Origin of the sequence: Streptomyces sp. NPDC058701, from assembly GCF_042715295.1 — a bacterium.
GTDB lineage: Bacteria > Actinomycetota > Actinomycetes > Streptomycetales > Streptomycetaceae > Streptomyces.
The window spans coordinates 97,538-112,340 of the sequence record NZ_JBHXSY010000010.1 but is presented as its reverse complement, the minus strand read 5'-3'; the positions used below and the strand labels follow the sequence as shown (position 1 = coordinate 112,340).

The 14,803-nt window shown below is 75.3% G+C and carries 14 protein-coding genes; 5 read left to right on the top strand and 9 right to left on the bottom strand.

Going from position 1 to position 14,803, the window contains the following annotated elements; translation table 11 throughout:
* Positions 1–231: 231 nt before the first annotated feature.
* A complete protein-coding gene (locus ACFWW8_RS13745; RefSeq protein ID WP_386527838.1) occupies positions 232–1,875 on the bottom strand; it encodes a DNA repair helicase XPB in 1,644 nt (547 codons plus the stop codon).
* 213 nt (positions 1,876–2,088) lie between these two features.
* Here ACFWW8_RS13745 and ACFWW8_RS13740 point away from each other — a divergent pair, with 213 nt between their 5' ends.
* Positions 2,089–2,631, top strand: coding sequence for a DoxX family protein (locus tag ACFWW8_RS13740; protein WP_386527835.1), 543 nt, complete (start codon positions 2,089–2,091; stop codon positions 2,629–2,631).
* Positions 2,632–2,675: 44 nt separating this feature from the next.
* Here ACFWW8_RS13740 and ACFWW8_RS13735 read toward each other — a convergent pair whose 3' ends face one another.
* Both ACFWW8_RS13735 and ACFWW8_RS13730 read right to left on the bottom strand, forming a co-directional pair.
* On the bottom strand, positions 2,676–3,275 hold the full coding sequence (locus tag ACFWW8_RS13735; protein ID WP_386527832.1) for a DUF4291 domain-containing protein: 600 nt from the start codon (positions 3,273–3,275) through the stop codon (positions 2,676–2,678).
* Between the two features lie 58 nt (positions 3,276–3,333).
* A complete protein-coding gene (locus tag ACFWW8_RS13730) occupies positions 3,334–5,841 on the bottom strand; it encodes a helicase-associated domain-containing protein (RefSeq protein WP_386527829.1) in 2,508 nt (835 codons plus the stop codon).
* Positions 5,842–5,927: 86 nt separating this feature from the next.
* Between ACFWW8_RS13730 and ACFWW8_RS13725 the strand changes: the two genes are divergently transcribed.
* Both ACFWW8_RS13725 and ACFWW8_RS13720 read left to right on the top strand, forming a co-directional pair.
* On the top strand, positions 5,928–6,998 hold the full coding sequence (locus ACFWW8_RS13725; RefSeq protein ID WP_386527826.1) for a hypothetical protein: 1,071 nt from the start codon (positions 5,928–5,930) through the stop codon (positions 6,996–6,998).
* A 263-nt stretch (positions 6,999–7,261) separates the two neighbouring features.
* Complete coding sequence (locus ACFWW8_RS13720; protein ID WP_386527824.1) at positions 7,262–7,894, top strand: HAD family hydrolase; 633 nt, start codon at positions 7,262–7,264, stop codon at positions 7,892–7,894.
* A 53-nt stretch (positions 7,895–7,947) separates the two neighbouring features.
* Here the strand turns inward: ACFWW8_RS13720 and ACFWW8_RS13715 are convergent, their stop codons facing one another.
* The gene (locus tag ACFWW8_RS13715) at positions 7,948–8,202 is read right to left on the bottom strand and encodes a hypothetical protein (RefSeq protein ID WP_386527821.1); all 255 of its coding nucleotides are present in this window, start codon (positions 8,200–8,202) and stop codon (positions 7,948–7,950) included.
* Between the two features lie 178 nt (positions 8,203–8,380).
* On the opposite strand from ACFWW8_RS13715, the gene ACFWW8_RS13710 reads away from it, so the two are divergent.
* Complete coding sequence (locus tag ACFWW8_RS13710; protein WP_386527819.1) at positions 8,381–8,764, top strand: cold-shock protein; 384 nt, start codon at positions 8,381–8,383, stop codon at positions 8,762–8,764.
* A gap of 79 nt (positions 8,765–8,843) precedes the next feature.
* Here ACFWW8_RS13710 and ACFWW8_RS13705 read toward each other — a convergent pair whose 3' ends face one another.
* The 4 genes from ACFWW8_RS13705 to ACFWW8_RS13690 form a co-directional block, all read right to left on the bottom strand.
* Complete coding sequence (locus ACFWW8_RS13705) at positions 8,844–9,698, bottom strand: 1,4-dihydroxy-6-naphthoate synthase (RefSeq protein WP_386527816.1); 855 nt, start codon at positions 9,696–9,698, stop codon at positions 8,844–8,846.
* Positions 9,685–10,410: a futalosine hydrolase gene (locus tag ACFWW8_RS13700; RefSeq protein WP_386527813.1), complete on the bottom strand. Its 726-nt coding sequence runs from the start codon at positions 10,408–10,410 to the stop codon at positions 9,685–9,687. Before ACFWW8_RS13700 ends, ACFWW8_RS13705 begins: the two co-directional genes overlap by 14 nt.
* A gap of 13 nt (positions 10,411–10,423) precedes the next feature.
* Complete coding sequence (locus tag ACFWW8_RS13695) at positions 10,424–10,909, bottom strand: DUF2771 domain-containing protein (protein ID WP_386527811.1); 486 nt, start codon at positions 10,907–10,909, stop codon at positions 10,424–10,426.
* 108 nt (positions 10,910–11,017) lie between these two features.
* A complete protein-coding gene (locus ACFWW8_RS13690) occupies positions 11,018–12,391 on the bottom strand; it encodes an MFS transporter (protein ID WP_386527810.1) in 1,374 nt (457 codons plus the stop codon).
* Positions 12,392–12,723: 332 nt separating this feature from the next.
* On the opposite strand from ACFWW8_RS13690, the gene ACFWW8_RS13685 reads away from it, so the two are divergent.
* On the top strand, positions 12,724–13,641 hold the full coding sequence (locus ACFWW8_RS13685; RefSeq protein WP_386527808.1) for a DUF3027 domain-containing protein: 918 nt from the start codon (positions 12,724–12,726) through the stop codon (positions 13,639–13,641).
* Positions 13,642–13,725: 84 nt separating this feature from the next.
* On the opposite strand, the gene ACFWW8_RS13680 is transcribed toward ACFWW8_RS13685, so the two are convergent.
* Complete coding sequence (locus ACFWW8_RS13680) at positions 13,726–14,757, bottom strand: WD40 repeat domain-containing protein (RefSeq protein ID WP_386527806.1); 1,032 nt, start codon at positions 14,755–14,757, stop codon at positions 13,726–13,728.
* Positions 14,758–14,803: the final 46 nt, after the last annotated feature.

The window sequence follows — 14,803 nt, the reverse complement described above, 5'->3', positions numbered from 1 at the left end:
CCTGCGCCCCGGCCCGCCCGCGCCTCGGCCCGCCCGCGCCCCGGCCCGCCCGCGACTGCCCCCCCCCGCGCGTCGCCGCGACCGTGGGGACCGTTCTGATCGCCGCCGCGCGCGGTCGGACCGTGGGAGCCGGCCCGGCCGACCGGTTCCCCGGGGCCGTACCGGCGCCCCGGCGGCCCGGATCCGGGCGCCCGGCACCCGCCGAGGCCGGCCGCCCAGCGGACGGCACGGTCAGTCGCTCGCCAGGATCTCGTCGGCGTCCATGATCCGGTAGGCGTAGCCCTGCTCCGCGAGGAAGCGCTGGCGGTGCGCCGCGAAATCCTGGTCGACGGTGTCGCGCGCGACGACCGAGTAGAACCGCGCCTCGTGGCCGTCCGCCTTCGGGCGCAGCACCCGGCCGAGCCGCTGGGCCTCCTCCTGGCGGGAGCCGAAGGTGCCCGACACCTGGATGGCGACGGTCGCCTCGGGCAGGTCGATGGAGAAGTTCGCGACCTTCGAGACGACCAGCACGCTGATCTCGCCCTCGCGGAAGGCGTTGAAGAGCTTCTCGCGCTGCGCGTTCGAGGTCTCGCCCTTGATGACGGGCGCGTCCAGGTGCTCGCCCAGCTCGTCGAGCTGGTCGATGTACTGGCCGATGACCAGGGTCTGCTCGCCCCTGTGCTTGCGCACCAGCGCCTCGGTGACCTTCCGCTTCGTCGCGGTCGTCGCGCAGAAGCGGTACTTCTCCTCGGTCTCGGCAGTCGCGTACGCGAGCCGCTCCGCCTCCGTCAGGTTCACCCGTACCTCGACGCAGTCGGCGGGCGCGATGTAGCCCTGCGCCTCGATCTCCTTCCACGGAGCGTCGAACCGCTTCGGCCCGATCAGCGAGAAGACGTCCGACTCGCGGCCGTCCTCGCGCACCAGCGTGGCGGTCAGGCCGAGCCGGCGCCGTGCCTGGAGGTCGGCGGTGAACTTGAAGACCGGCGCGGGCAGCAGGTGCACCTCGTCGTAGACGATCAGACCCCAGTCCCGGGAGTCGAACAGTTCCAGGTGCGGGTAGACGCCCTTCCGCTTCGTGGTGAGGACCTGGTACGTGGCGATCGTGACGGGCCGGATCTCCTTGCGGGTACCGGAGTACTCGCCGATCTCGTCCTCCGTCAGCGACGTCCGCTTGACCAGCTCGTGCTTCCACTGGCGGGCCGAGACGGTGTTGGTGACCAGGATCAGCGTGGTGGCCTTGGCCATCGCCATGGCGCCGGCGCCGACCAGCGTCTTTCCGGCGCCGCAGGGCAGCACGACCACGCCGGAGCCACCGTGCCAGAACCCCTCGACGGCCTGCTGCTGGTACGGGCGCAGGGCCCAGCCGTCCTCGGCCAGCTCGATGGCGTGCGCCTCGCCGTCCACGTACCCGGCGAGGTCCTCGGCGGGCCAGCCCAGCTTGAGCAGCGTCTGCTTGATCTGCCCGCGCTCGGAGGGGTGCACGGCCACGGTGTCGGCGTCGAGCCGGGCCCCGACGAGCGGCGCGACCTTCTTGGACCGCAGGATCTCCTCCAGCACGGGCCGGTCGGTGCTGGTCAGGACCAGCCCGTGCACGGGGTGCTTGGACAGGGTGAGGCGGCCGTAGCGCGCCATGGTCTCGGCGACGTCGACCAGCAGCGCGTGCGGGACGGGGTAGCGGGAGAACTCGACGAGCGCGTCGACGACCTGCTCGGCGTCGTGCCCGGCGGCCCGGGCGTTCCAGAGGCCGAGCGGGGTGATCCGGTAGGTGTGGATGTGCTCGGGAGCCCGCTCCAGCTCGGCGAAGGGAGCGATGGCCCGGCGCGCCGCGCCGGCGAGCTCGTGGTCGACCTCGAGGAGGAGTGTTTTGTCGCTCTGGACGATCAGTGGACCATTCACGCGCAGCGCCCCGTTTCATTCAGGCCAAACCTCCAGTGTGCCGTACGGCGCGGAGGCTGGGAACACGCCGCTTCGGCGGAGCGGGCAGGCGCGCTGCGGCCGAACGGGTAGACGGCGGTGGCCGATGGGGCGGACGCCGATGTTGCGGCGGGCTCGGCGCGGCGGGCGTCGTACGGTGGCCGTCGCTGCCAGGCGATCTCGGAACGGACCCTCATGACGCAGACAAGCTGGGACCGCACGCTCTTCAGCACCTCCTCGGCTCCCGCCACCACCCTCACCCACGACACCGGCCTGCTCCTGCTCCGGCTCGTCGTCGGCCTCAGCATGGCCGGCCACGGCGTGATGAAGCTCTTCGGCTGGTACGGCGGCCCGGGCCTCACCGCGACCGGCAAGGGCTTCACGATGGCGGGCTACCCCGCCGGGGACGCCATGGCCGTCATCGCCGGCCTCTCCGAGACCCTGGGCGGCCTCGGTCTCGCCCTCGGTCTGCTCACCCCGCTCGCCGGAGCGGCCCTGACCGGCATCTTCATCAACATCCTCGACCTCCGGGGCCTCGGCGCCTACTTCCCGCCCAAGGGCGTGGAACTGGAAGTGGTGCTGTTCGCCGCGGTAGTGGCCCTCACCCTCACCGGGCCGGGCCGCTTCGCCGTCGACCACTACCTCCCGGTGCTGCGCGAGTCCCGGCCCCGCTTCTCCCTGCTCGCCCTGCTGCTGGGCGTCGTCGCGGGAGGCATCGTCCTGATCATCCGGGACTGATCTCTCCGCCCTCTCCGCTTCCTCCACGACCGGCCGGACACCCCCTACGCGCCCAGGTGCTCCAGCGGCCCCGAAGGGTACGGGGTCTCCGCGGGCAGCAGGGCCCGCGCGGCCCCCTCGTCCCCGGACCGCAGCAGGCCGTGGATCTCCCGGGCCAGCGGCGTCACGTCACGGATGGCGACCGTCCACTCGTCGGCGTACGCGCGGGAGGAGGGCCCGGACAGACCGAGTTGGAGCGAGCGGTACGGAAGCGGGGCGAGCCGTACGTCCCGCTCAGGGTCCCACTGGACCCGGGCGGACGACTCGCGCAGGGCCCGCCGCCAGGCCGTCCGGTCGGCGTGGACGCCGCGGGAGTAGTGGGACAGGCAGGCGCCGGCCAGCGCCCGGTCGAAACCGTCGCGGGTGATCTCGACGGCGAGGACCGTCTCCTGGCCGTCCTTGGTGGCCCAGCCGCAGCGGTACATCATCCACAGGAACGAGGGCTTCACCCACGTCATCCGATCCCGCTTCCAGGCGGGCGGGAAGCGGCCGTCGCGGGCGGCGGGCAGGCCGAGGGCGGGGGCGTACGCCTGGTAGACGGTGACCGTGGTGGCGGTGTGGGCCGCGCGGATCCGGCGCGCGGGAGCGCCGTGGACGTCGTGCATGCCCCCACCCTGCGGTGCGCCTCCCGGCGGGGCCACCGGTTTTCCGGCCCGCGCCCGGTCAGAGGTGGTCGTCCTCCAGTTCCGCCACGCCCGTGATCCGGTGGAGCGCGTACGTGCGGACCTCGTCCGCCGTGTGGTCGTAGCCCGTCACGAAGCCGCCCTCCACCCGGACCGGGGCGAGCACGCGCTGGCTCGCCGCCCCGTCCGCGTTGACGTAGCCGATCCACACCGCCGAGCCCGTCATCGCCGCCGCCTGCACCGTCGCCAGGGTCTCCGCCGCGCTCGTGCGCGGGAGCCCGCCCGGCACCCCGGCCGACGGGGCCGGCTCCTTGCGGACCGCCGTCGCCGCCAGGTCGCCCGCCCGGATGGCCCGTACGGCCGCCCCCAGCAGCGTCGCGTCCGGCACCGGCGGCCCCTCCGGCACCGGTACGGGCGCCGAGCGCGCCGGGCCGCGGCGGGCGTCGGCCCGGCCGACCAGGACGTCCCCGGTACGGGATTCGGCGGCCGGCGCGTACCCCATCGCCCGCAACCCGTCGAGCAGGGCGCCCGGTTCGGACTGCGCGGCCAGCACGGTCGGGGCGAGGCGGCGCAGGCCCAGCCCGGCCGAGCGCTTGTCGGCGAGGATCTCGCCGAGCATCGCGTCGTCGTCGCACCGCACGTACGAGGAGGCCGCCCCCACCCGCAGGTGCCCGTGCCGCCGGGCCACGTCGTCGATCAGGTAGGCCAGCGGCTGCGGGACGGGGGTGCGGCTGTGCTCCTTGAGGAAGGCGTGCAGGTCGACGGCGGTGTGCCCGGCGTCCAGGGCGCGCCGCACCGAGCCCGGCGTGAACCGGTACACCGTCGCCCCGCCCTTGGACTCCACGTCCGCGAGGACCGCCAGGGTGTCGCCGAGGGGCCGCCGCAGCGGGCCGGGGGCCACCGCCGTCAGGTCGGCCTGGAGCAGGACGTGGTCCACCGGTTCGGGCAGCAGCGGGGCCATCAGCGGCGCCGGGTCGCGGTGTTCCAGCAGGGCGCGGCCGGGCCCGGACAGCGCGCCCCGGCCGGTGACCCCGAGGGTCTCCGCCTCGTCCAGCGCCCAGCGCGCGAGGCGGGCCCGCAGGTCGCTCGTCCCGCGCACGGGACGCTCCCACGCGAGCCGGGCCAGCAGCGCGTCCGGGTCGGCGGAGCCGCCCTCGGGCAGCGCGGCGAGGAGTTCCAGGACCCGCCGGCGCACCTCGGGGGCCGCGGAGCGGTCGAGTTCGGGGCCGAGCGCCGACAGGGTGCGTCCCTTGGCGTCCTGCTCGCCGACCAGCCCGGCGGTGCGGGTGGCGGGCAGCCAGGCCGCAACGAGCGCCGACCACCGTTCGGCGGGCGGCAGTTCGCACCAGGTGTCGAAGGCGGGGGTGGGGGCGTAGCGCTCGTCCGCCTCGCCGTCGCCGGCCAGCAGCCCGGCCGCGTACGCCAGCTCGGCCCAGAACGCCGCCGCCGCCTCGGTGGCGTCCAGGGAGGCCGCGGCCCGCTTCAGGTCCCGTACGGACAGTCCGCCGGCCCGCAGCACGGGCGGACCGGCGTGCTCCCAGGACTTCACCAGCTCCTCGACGGTCGACAGCGCGGCCATCGCCTGCCCGGCGGCGTTCGCGTCCACAAGCTGTGGACGGTGCTCGCGGTGCGCGGGAACCGCCGGCGCCACCGGCGCCGTGTCCCGGTGCGCCAGCCCGCCCCGCAGGTGCAGCGCCACCTCGCGGGGCAGGACGACCGTACGCGCCGAGGCCGGCAGCAGCAGCCCCCGGTCGCGCAGCCAGCGCACCGGAGCGGTCGGATTCGGGGTCACCTCCCCGTACGGCGGGCCCCACACGAGCCGCCCCAGCACCTGGTGGGCCTCGGCCGGAGCCCCGTCCAGCAGGGCGGACATCCGCTCCGGGTCGGTGAACAGCCCGGTCAGCGCCGACACCGCGGACACCGGGTCGTGGGTGGCGGGCAGTCCGGCCGCGGCCACGATCTCCTGCACGCGGGTCGGCGACATCCCGGACGTGGCCTCCGCGACGGTCGGCCCGAGGCCGGTCGGCGAGGGCCGCTGCGCCGAGGGGGCCAGCAACTCGCGGGCGGTGCGCACCAGCCGCACCCGCTGCTCGTCGCCCCACACCAGGGCCTGGTCGCGCAGGGTGGCCAGGGCCCGGGGGAGCGCGGCGCGGGCCCCGTTGTCCTCCCCGGTGGTGCCGGTCTCGCCGGCGAGCAGCGACTCCAGCACCGGGTACGGGCACGGGTCCGGGGCCACCGCCAGGGCCTCGGCCGTCTGCAGCGCGAACCGGTCGAGGCGCTCCAGCGCCCGTACCACCGAGGCCCGGGTGCCGGCGCGGGTGGCCAGCTGGGTCACGTCGCCCGGTACGGGGCTGAGGAGGTCGGGGCGCGCGCGCAGCAGGGCGGCGAGCGCGGCGTCGTCGCGGGAGCGCAGCGCCTCGGCGAGCGAGCGCGGGGCGCCCGCCCCGGCGCTCCCTGCGGAGCTGCCGGCAGCGTCTCCCGCTGCGGTGCTTGCCTCGGGCACAGTCGCCTCCTGGTCGCGTCGGCCGGTCAGTCGGCCGGTCCCCATCCGGTCAACGGTATCCGCTGCGCCCGCGACAGCTCCACGGGCGCACGCGCTACCTTCGGCACAGGCGGTACGGGAGGAGCCGGGGCATGGGGATCGAAAGCGACCATCTGGTCTACGAATATCTGAGCCGCGTCGGGGACTTGGCGCAGCGCAGGCAGCTGAAGTCCGGGGACCGGATGCGGCTCGTGGCGGGGCTGCGGGACGAGATCGACCGTCGGCGCGCCAAGTACGACCCGGAGACCCCGGCCGCCGTACGCCGCATCCTGGAGCGGATCGGCACGCCGGAGGAGGTCCTCGACACCCTCGGCACCCTGTCCGGCCCGGCGCCCGCCGACCGGGCCGCCGCCCCGTCCGTCTTCGACCCCGGTCCGGGGGTGCCCACCCAGCGGGGTCCGGGCCGGCTGCGCCGGGGGCCCGTGCCGCCGCCGCGCCCGGCGGCGGAGCCGGAGAACGTGCCGCCGCACCTGGCCGGGCTCGACGAACTCGGGCCGTCCGACGGCGCGGAGCCCGACTGGTGGCGCGTCACGCCGGGTTCGTACGGGGCGGGCCCGCAGGTGGACGGCTTCGCGGGCGGCATCGAGATCCCGGACCTGTTCAAGGAAGGGCCGGACGACGAGGACGGGGACGGGGACGGGAACGGGAACACGTCCAAGTCCAAGGGCGGGACCGGCACCGGCGCCGGAAGCGCGGAGGCCTCCGGGAAGCCGTCCGGAGCGGCGCAGGCGCGCGCCGCCGTACGGCTCCTGCGCGAGCGGCGGAGCGCGAAGCGGGCGGCGAAGGGAGCCGCACCGGTGGTGGCAGAGGTCGCCGCCGCCCCGGCCCGTCCGAAGCCGAACGCGTTCCTGCTGCTGGCGGCGGCCGTCCTCGTCGTCGGGGTGGTCAGCGGCTACTGGCTGCTGCTGGTGGTCGGCTGGCTGCTGCCGTACGCCTCGCGCGTGCTGCGGCCCGGCGAGCACAAGTGGGCCGTCTTCGGACCGCCCGGCGCGGTGCTGGCGGGGGCGGGGGTGTGGCTGTGGGGCCGGATGAACGGCAAGTGGGGCGAGACCCTCGCCGAGGACCAGCTGAGCGGGACCCTGCACGGGATGTGGCCGTGGCTGCTCCGGGCGGCGGGCGTGGCCTCCGCGCTGTACCTGGTGTGGCGGGCGCGCAGGCGCTGACGCCCGGCCGGCGGGCGCGTGCCCGGCCGCGCCGGGACCCGGGCAGCCGACCCCGCCGGGACCCCCGCGGGGGCCGCGCCGGGACCCCCGTGGGGCGCCGCCCCGGACCCCGTGCCCCGACCGCCGGCGGAGCCGGAGGGGGCGCCGCCCGGTGGGCGGACGGGGCCGGTCGTGCCCCCGGGCCGGCACCGGACGGACGGGTCCGGGCGGTGCGGACCCCGGTGTGCCCCCGTCGGGGTCCGGCGCTCCCCGGGCTCGGCACAATGGCCGGTATGAACCTCACCGTCGGCTTCGACCTCGACATGACCCTGATCGATTCGCGCCCCGGCATCAAGGCCGCCTACCAGGCCCTGTCGGCCGAAACGGGCACGTTCATCGACGCCGACGCGGCCGTCACGCGGCTCGGTCCGCCGCTGGAAGAGGAGCTCGCGCACTGGTTCCCGGCGGCCGAGATACCGGCCGTGGCCGACCGCTACCGGGAGATCTATCCCACACACGCCATCGAACCGACGCCGGCCATGCCGGGCGCCCGCGATGCGGTCGACGCGGTCCGGGCGATCGGCGGGCGGGCGATCGTCGTGACCGCCAAGCACGAGCCCAACGCCCGGCTGCACCTGAAGCACCTGGGCATCGAGCCGGACGCGGTCGTCGGCTGGCTCTGGGCGGAGGCCAAGGCCGGCGCCCTGCTCGAGTACGGGGCGCAGGTGTACGTCGGCGACCACGTCGGCGACGTGCGCGGCGCCCGGACGGCCGGAGCGCTGTCGGTGGCCGTGCCGACCGGCCCGTGCCCGGAGGCCGAACTGCGGGCGGCGGGCGCGGACGTGGTGCTCCCCGACCTCACCGCGCTGCCGCAGTGGCTCGCGGCATACGTCGCCGGCCGCTCGTCCTGGACGTAGTGCCCAAAGGAAGCGCCCCGGCGGACCGGCGGCTCTCGTACGCCCCCCGCGGCTCAGGCCGCCTGTGAGGCCCGTGCCGCCCTCCGCTCGGCCGCGGCCGAGCGGAGCACGCCCGCCGCGGAGATCGCGAAGCCGACGCCCATCAGCATGCAGACGGCCCACGCGTACGGGGGGAACGGGTCGACGTCCAGGAACAGCGGGGCCATCGTGGCCAGAGTGGCCACGGCGCCGGCGATGAACACGATGCCGCCGGCCTTGACGAGTCCGTCGCCGGGCCGCGCTTCGTCGGAATGAGGAGTAACAGTCACCTCACCAGGGTAGTTCCCTGGCCGAAGCAGCCGACGGCGAAGGTCCGGGGAACGACTTGTCACCCGGACCCCGGCCATTAGCCTTGAGGTGGCGGGTCATCCATGGCCCGCTGCGCTGTTGTCCGGAGCCGTTGCGCGGCATCCCGGACCCCGACGAGCACAAGGACAGAGGACGGACGTGCCTACCGGCAAGGTCAAGTGGTTCAACAGTGAGAAGGGCTTCGGCTTCCTCTCCCGCGACGACGGCGGCGACGTCTTCGTCCACTCGTCGGTGCTCCCGGCCGGGGTCGACGCGCTCAAGCCCGGCCAGCGCGTCGAGTTCGGAGTGGTCGCCGGCCAGCGCGGTGACCAGGCGCTTTCCGTGACGGTGCTGGACCCGGCGCCGTCCGTCGCGGCCGCGCAGCGGCGGGGGCCCGACGAGCTCGCCTCCATCGTGCAGGACCTCACGACCCTCCTGGAGAACATCACTCCGATGCTGGAGCGCGGCCGCTACCCCGACAAGGTCCACGGCACGAAGATCGCCGGACTGCTGCGCGCGGTGGCCGACCAGCTCGACGTCTGAGCGCCCGCACGGCCCGCGCCCCGTCCCTCGTGAGAGCGGCGGGGCGCCGCCGTGCCCGCCGGGGACGACGGGACGGCCCTCAGGGAAAGTCCAGCGCGCCGGACGGGATGGCCGGTACCAGCCCTTCGGCGGCCGCCCGGGTCAGCAGCCCGCGCACCGCCGCGTAGCCTGCGTCGCCGAGGTCCGCGGTGAACTCGTTGACGTACAGCCCGATGTGCTGGTCGGCGACGGCCGGGTCCAGCTCCTGGGCGTGCGCGCGGACGTACGGGCGGGAGGCCTCCGGGTCGTCCCAGGCCATCCGGACCGACGTACGGGCCGACTCGGCGAGCGTACGGAGCCGCTCCGGGCCCAGCGAGCGCTTGGCGATGATCGCGCCGAGCGGGATCGGCAGGCCGGTCGTCGACTCCCAGTGCTCGCCCATGTCGGCCAGGCGGTGCAGCCCGTAGTCCCGGTACGTGAACCGGGCCTCGTGGATGACCAGTCCGGCGTCCACCCGGCCGTCGCGCACCGCCGGCATGATCTCGTGGAACGGCAGCACGACGACCTCGCCGACCCCGTCCGGCAGTACGTCGGCCGCCCACAGCCGGAACAGCAGGTAAGCGGTGGAGCGTTCGCCCGGCACGGCCACCGTCCTGCCGGTCAGGTCCGCGCCCGGCTCGCGGGTCAGGACCAGCGGGCCGCAGCCGCGACCCAGCGCCCCGCCGCAGGGCAGCAGCGCGTACTCCTCCAGCACCCACGGCAGGACCGCGTACGACACCTTCAGCACGTCCAGCTCGCCGCGCTCGGCCATGCCGTTGGTGAGGTCGATGTCGGCGAAGGTGACGTCGAGGCCGGGCGCGCCCGGCACCCGGCCGTGCGCCCATGCGTCGAAGACGAAGGTGTCGTTCGGGCACGGCGAATACGCGATCCGCAGCGGGCCGTCACCGGTGCTCATGGCGTTCTCCCCAATGGACGAGTACGGGTCCCAGCGCGCGGAAGCCGCCCGCGAGGGCGGTGAGGGCCTCCCCGATCCGCCAGGCGTCGCGGTCGCGCGGGCCCACCGCGTTGGACACGGCGCGGATCTCCAGTACGGGCAGCCCGTGCGCGGCGGCGGCCTCAGCCACCCCGAAGCCCTCCATGGCCTCGGCCCCGGCCTGCGGGTGCCGGGCGGCGAGCTCGGCGGCGCGGGCGGCGGTGCCGGTGACGGTGGAGACCGTCAGGACGGGCGCGAGGAGCCCGCCGGTGGCCTCGGCGGCCAGGGCGGCGAGTTCGGCGGGCGGCAGGTGCACGGCCCGCCCGAAGCCGAGGGCCGCCACGTCCACGAACCCCTCGGGGGTCTCGGCCCCCAGGTCGGCGGCGACGATCGCGTCCGCGACGACGAGGGAGCCGGGCGGGGCGGCGGGCGCGAACCCGCCGCCGATGCCGGCGGAGATGACGAGGCCGTAGCCGGTGAGGGCCAGGGCGGTGGCGGTCCCGGCGGCGGCGGCCGCCGGTCCGACGCCCCCGACGAGCACGTCGAGGGCGATGCCCGGGAGGTCCCGGCGGGTGAGGGGGTAACCGCCGGGAAGGGTGCGGGGCTCGGGGCCGGGAGTGTCCGGATGAGGGGTCAGGCCACTGACGACGGAGTCTGCCTCCGCCGCCACCGCGGTCACGACGAGCGCGCGCACCGGGGCCGCCCGGCTACTTCAGCTTCAGGTTGAACGACCAGACGGACAGCGGCTTGCCGTCCTCGCCGACCTGGACGAACGCCAGCTTCTTCGAGGCCGGGGCCTCGCCCTCGCCGCCGGTCGCGAAGACGTCGGCGCCGGGGAAGCTGCGGTAGGTGTTCGAGGAGGGCTCGGTGATCGGCTGCCCGTCCAGGACCGCCTGCCACTTCTTGCCGTCCTCGACGACCTCGGGCTCGACGCCCAGGCGCAGGGTGTCGCCGCGGGTGTACTCGACTGTCTTGGCGTCCTTCAGGTTCGTGAGGCACTCCTGGACCTTGTCCATGGAGAGCTCCTTGCCGTCGTGGCAGGCGGCTTCGGCGGACGCCGTGGTGGTGCCGACCGTCACGGTCGCCAACGGTGTCGGCTTGTCGCAGGCGGAGAGGAGGAGGAGGCCGGCGGAAACGGCTCCGAGGGCCGCGACGCTGCGGCGGGCCCTACCCGAAAAAAGCGGTGCGGTCATGAGCCGAAGGCTATCGGGCCGGTGGGCCGAGCCGCCGCACGGGGTCCCGCCGTGGCTCGCGTGGCGGCGCGGGGCCCGCTCCGCCGGGGCGGCGCGGGCCGGCCGGCGTCACGCCACCCTCGGGCGCGAGGAGCCGTGCTGGTGGTGGCGGGGCGCGGAGCGCAGGCCGCGCAGGGCCATCGTGGTGCCCAGCGCCACCACCAGTGCCGCGACGGCCATGCCCAGCGCGCCGTTCAGCGGCAGCGCGATGCCGATCGCGCCGCCCAGCACCCAGGCCACCTGGAGCAGCGTCTCCGAACGGGCGAACGCCGACGTGCGGACGGCCTCCGGCACGTCCCGCTGGATCATCGCGTCCAGGGACAGCTTCGCCAGCGCCTGGCAGAAGCCCGCCGTGGCACCGAGGACCGCCACGAACACCCCGCTGAAGAAGACGGTCGCGAGCACCGCGACCCCGAGGGTCAGGCACAGCACGGCCGCGATGATCGCCTCGGGGGCGCGGGCCCGCAGCCACGCGCCCACCGCGGTACCGCACGCGTTGCCCAGCCCCGCCGACACGCCCACGATCCCCAGGGACACCGCCGCGCTCTGACCCGCGAGCGGGTGCTCGCGCAGCAGGAACGCCAGGAAGAAGATCAGGAACCCGGACAGTCCGCGCATCGACGCGTTGGCGAGGAGGCCGCACAGCACCGACGGACCCACCGTGCGCAGCCCCGGCTTCGGGGAGTGGGCCTCGTGCGTGGACAGCCGGGCCCGGCGCTCGCCCTTCGCCTCGTCCACCTTGTGCGGCAGCGTGAACGCGGCGAAGGTCCCCCAGACGAAGATGGCGCAGGCCCCGTACAGCGGCCACGGCGGGCCGATCGTGTGCAGCCCCGCCGCGACCGGCGCGGCGGCGCCCGTGGCCAGCAGACCGGCCAGCGTGACCCGCGAGTTGGCCTTGACGAGGGAGAAGTTCGGCGGGAGGAGACGCGGTACGACGGCGCTGCGCACCACCCCGTACGCCTTGGACGCCACCAGAACGCCCAGCGCGGCCGGATACAGCTCCAGCCCGCCCGTGGCCACCGCGCCCGACATCATCACGGCCAGCAGGGCCCGGGTGAGCATCGCGGCCGCCATCGCGGCCCGCCGCCCGTGCGGCAGCCGGTCCAGCAGCGGTCCGATCACCGGGGCCAGCAGGGTGAAGGGGGCCATCGTGATCGCCAGGTACAGCGCGACCCGGCCCCGGGCCTCGTCCGTGGGTACGGAGAAGAACACCGTCGAGGCCAGCGCCACCGTGATCATCACGTCGCCGGCGCCGTTGATCGCGTGCAGTTCGATCAGCCTGCCGAGTCCCGACTCGCCGGCCCCGTGCGCGTGGGTGGCCCGCCGGATGCCGCGCGCCGTTCCCGTGAAGGGCAGGTGCAGGGCACGCCCCAGAGCCCGGCCGGCCCTCTTGGCCGGTCCCGAGCCGTCATCGGACGACCGAACGGGTGCCACCCGGCCCATACTGCCCCACTTGGCCCCCTCGGACGCCTCCCGGCGCGTCGCGGGGTGCCGCCGGGCGGTGGCTTGTCCGCGAATCGGACCTTGCATGTGGGCCCGGGGCGCCGGAGGGGGTAGCGTGCGTAGCGCGCCACCGGCGGTTGCTCTTGGCCGCGCGCCTCTTCGCGATCCCGCAGAATGGATCGCAGTTAGGTGCGCCCGAGGCCGATCGGGTGCGGACGTCGACGCGGCCCTCTGGTCCGCTCCGCCCGCGCCACGTACGGAGACCGACGGGTCGTTGTGGACGACAGTACGGACGGCGCACTCGTGAGACGGCGTAGGAGAGAACGAGACCAGTGAGTGCTGCGACGACGCGAAGCCGTACCCCGCGTACCCCCGACCGCATGTGCGTCGAGGCGGTGGAACTCGCCCGGTCGGCGGCCGAGGAGGCCGCCTTCCCCGGCGTGGTGGGCGCGCATGTGACCGCGGTGGCGGAGGGTGACCGGGTCGTCACCCACTTCTTCGAGTGCAAGGAACCGGGCTACCGGGGCTGGCGCTGGGCCGTCACCGTGACCCGCGCCTCCCGCGCGAAGAACGTCACGCTCGACGAGACGGTGCTGCTCCCCGGCGACGACGCGCTGCTCGCCCCCGAATGGGTGCCGTGGAGCGAGCGGCTGCGCCCCGGCGACATGGGCCCCGGCGACCTGCTGCCCACCGACGCCGAGGACCTGCGTCTGGAGCCGGGCTGGTCGGGCGAGGACGCCCCGCCGCCGAACTCGGTGGTCTCCGCCGAGATGGCCGAACTGGTCGAGGCGGAGGACGCGGACGTCACCGACCGCGCCGTGGTCCCGGTGCGGGGCTCCATCACGTCCGTCGCCGAGGAACTCGGCATGCGGCGCGCCCGGGTCCTCTCGCGGTACGGGCTGCACAGTGCGGCCGACCGCTGGGACGAGTCCTTCGGCGCGAAGACCCCGATGGCGCAGGCGGCGCCCGCGTCGTGCGTGTCGTGCGGGTTCCTCGTCGCGATCGGCGGCTCGCTGGGGCAGGCCTTCGGCGTCTGCGCGAACGAGTTCGGGCCGGCCGACGGGCGTCTGGTGTCCCTCTCGTACGGCTGCGGGGGCCATTCGGAGGCCGCCGTCATGCCGAAGCCGCTGCGGCCGGCGCCGCACGTGCTGGACTCGGTGGCCTCGGACGAGTTCCTGCTGCGGCCGGCCTCCGACACGGGCTCGGTCCCGGTCGCGGACCTCCCGGCCGCGGACCTCGGCCACTCGTAACCCGTCCGGCGCGGCTCCGGCACGGTTCCGGGGGCCCGCCCCCGTGCCGGGCCGCTCCGGGCCGGGTCACTCGGGGCCGGGCCGCTACTTCGGGCCGCGGCGGCGCAGCAGCCGCTTCGCCGCGAGCACGAGGACGGTGCCGACCGCCAGGATCAGGGCGCCCTTCGTGAAGTCGCCCTCCCCGCCCGCCGCCGGATCGCCCGCCGCCGGGGCACCGGGCTCCGGGGACGCCGCTCCCGAGGTCCCTCCCGAGGCCTTCCCCGGCTCCGGCTGCGGGGCCGCGGCGACCGGTACCGCCACCACCCGGCTGACCGCGCCCTCGGCGCCGAACATCAGCGTGCGGCCGTCCGCCGTGTACGTCACCGATTCGGCCTGCCCCTGCCAGGGCGCGTCCACCCGTTCGCCCGCGCCCTGCGGACGGCCGTCCTTCCACCCGTACGTCCGGGCCGTGAAGTACCCGCGCAGCGTCAGGCGGGCGCCGTCGGGCGAGAACGCCCCGTCCGTCACCCACGGGACGTCGGCGACCCGCCGGAACACGTTCCGGGCGTCGCCGGGCACGAGCCGTTCCGGGCCCTCGTACAGGCCGCCCCTCTGCTCGTCCTTGCTCGCGATGTACACCCGGCCCGTCACCGGATGGACCATCAGGGACTCGGCGTTCCGCGGCCCGTCGGCGTAAGTGACCGTGAACTGCTCGGCCTTGACGGTGGCGTCGCGCAGTACCTTGGGCTCCGGGAACCGGTAGATCCACACGTGGTCCCAGGTCCCGCCCAGGTTGTCCCCGACGTCCCCGACGTACAGCTGTCCGTCGGGGCCCAGCGAAATCGCCTCGACGTCGCGGGGCTTGCCGATGCCGGTCAGCGCCAGCCGGGCGACCGTACGGCCGGTCGCCGAGTCCACGGCGTACACGTACGGGCCGTCGTCGCTGTCGTTGTGCGTCCAGTACACCCCCGGGTGCAGCCGGCTGGCCGCGAGCCCGCTCGACTCCCTGATCCGCGGGTCGGAGATGGTGAACCCGGACGCCCCGGGCGACTCCGCCGCGGCGGCGGCGCCCGGCAGCAGGGCGAGGCAGCCGGCCAGGGCGGCGGCGGGGACGGCGGTCGACGGCAACATGCGCATGACCCCAGCCTGCCAGCCCGGACGGCGTGTCCGGCATCACAGGGGC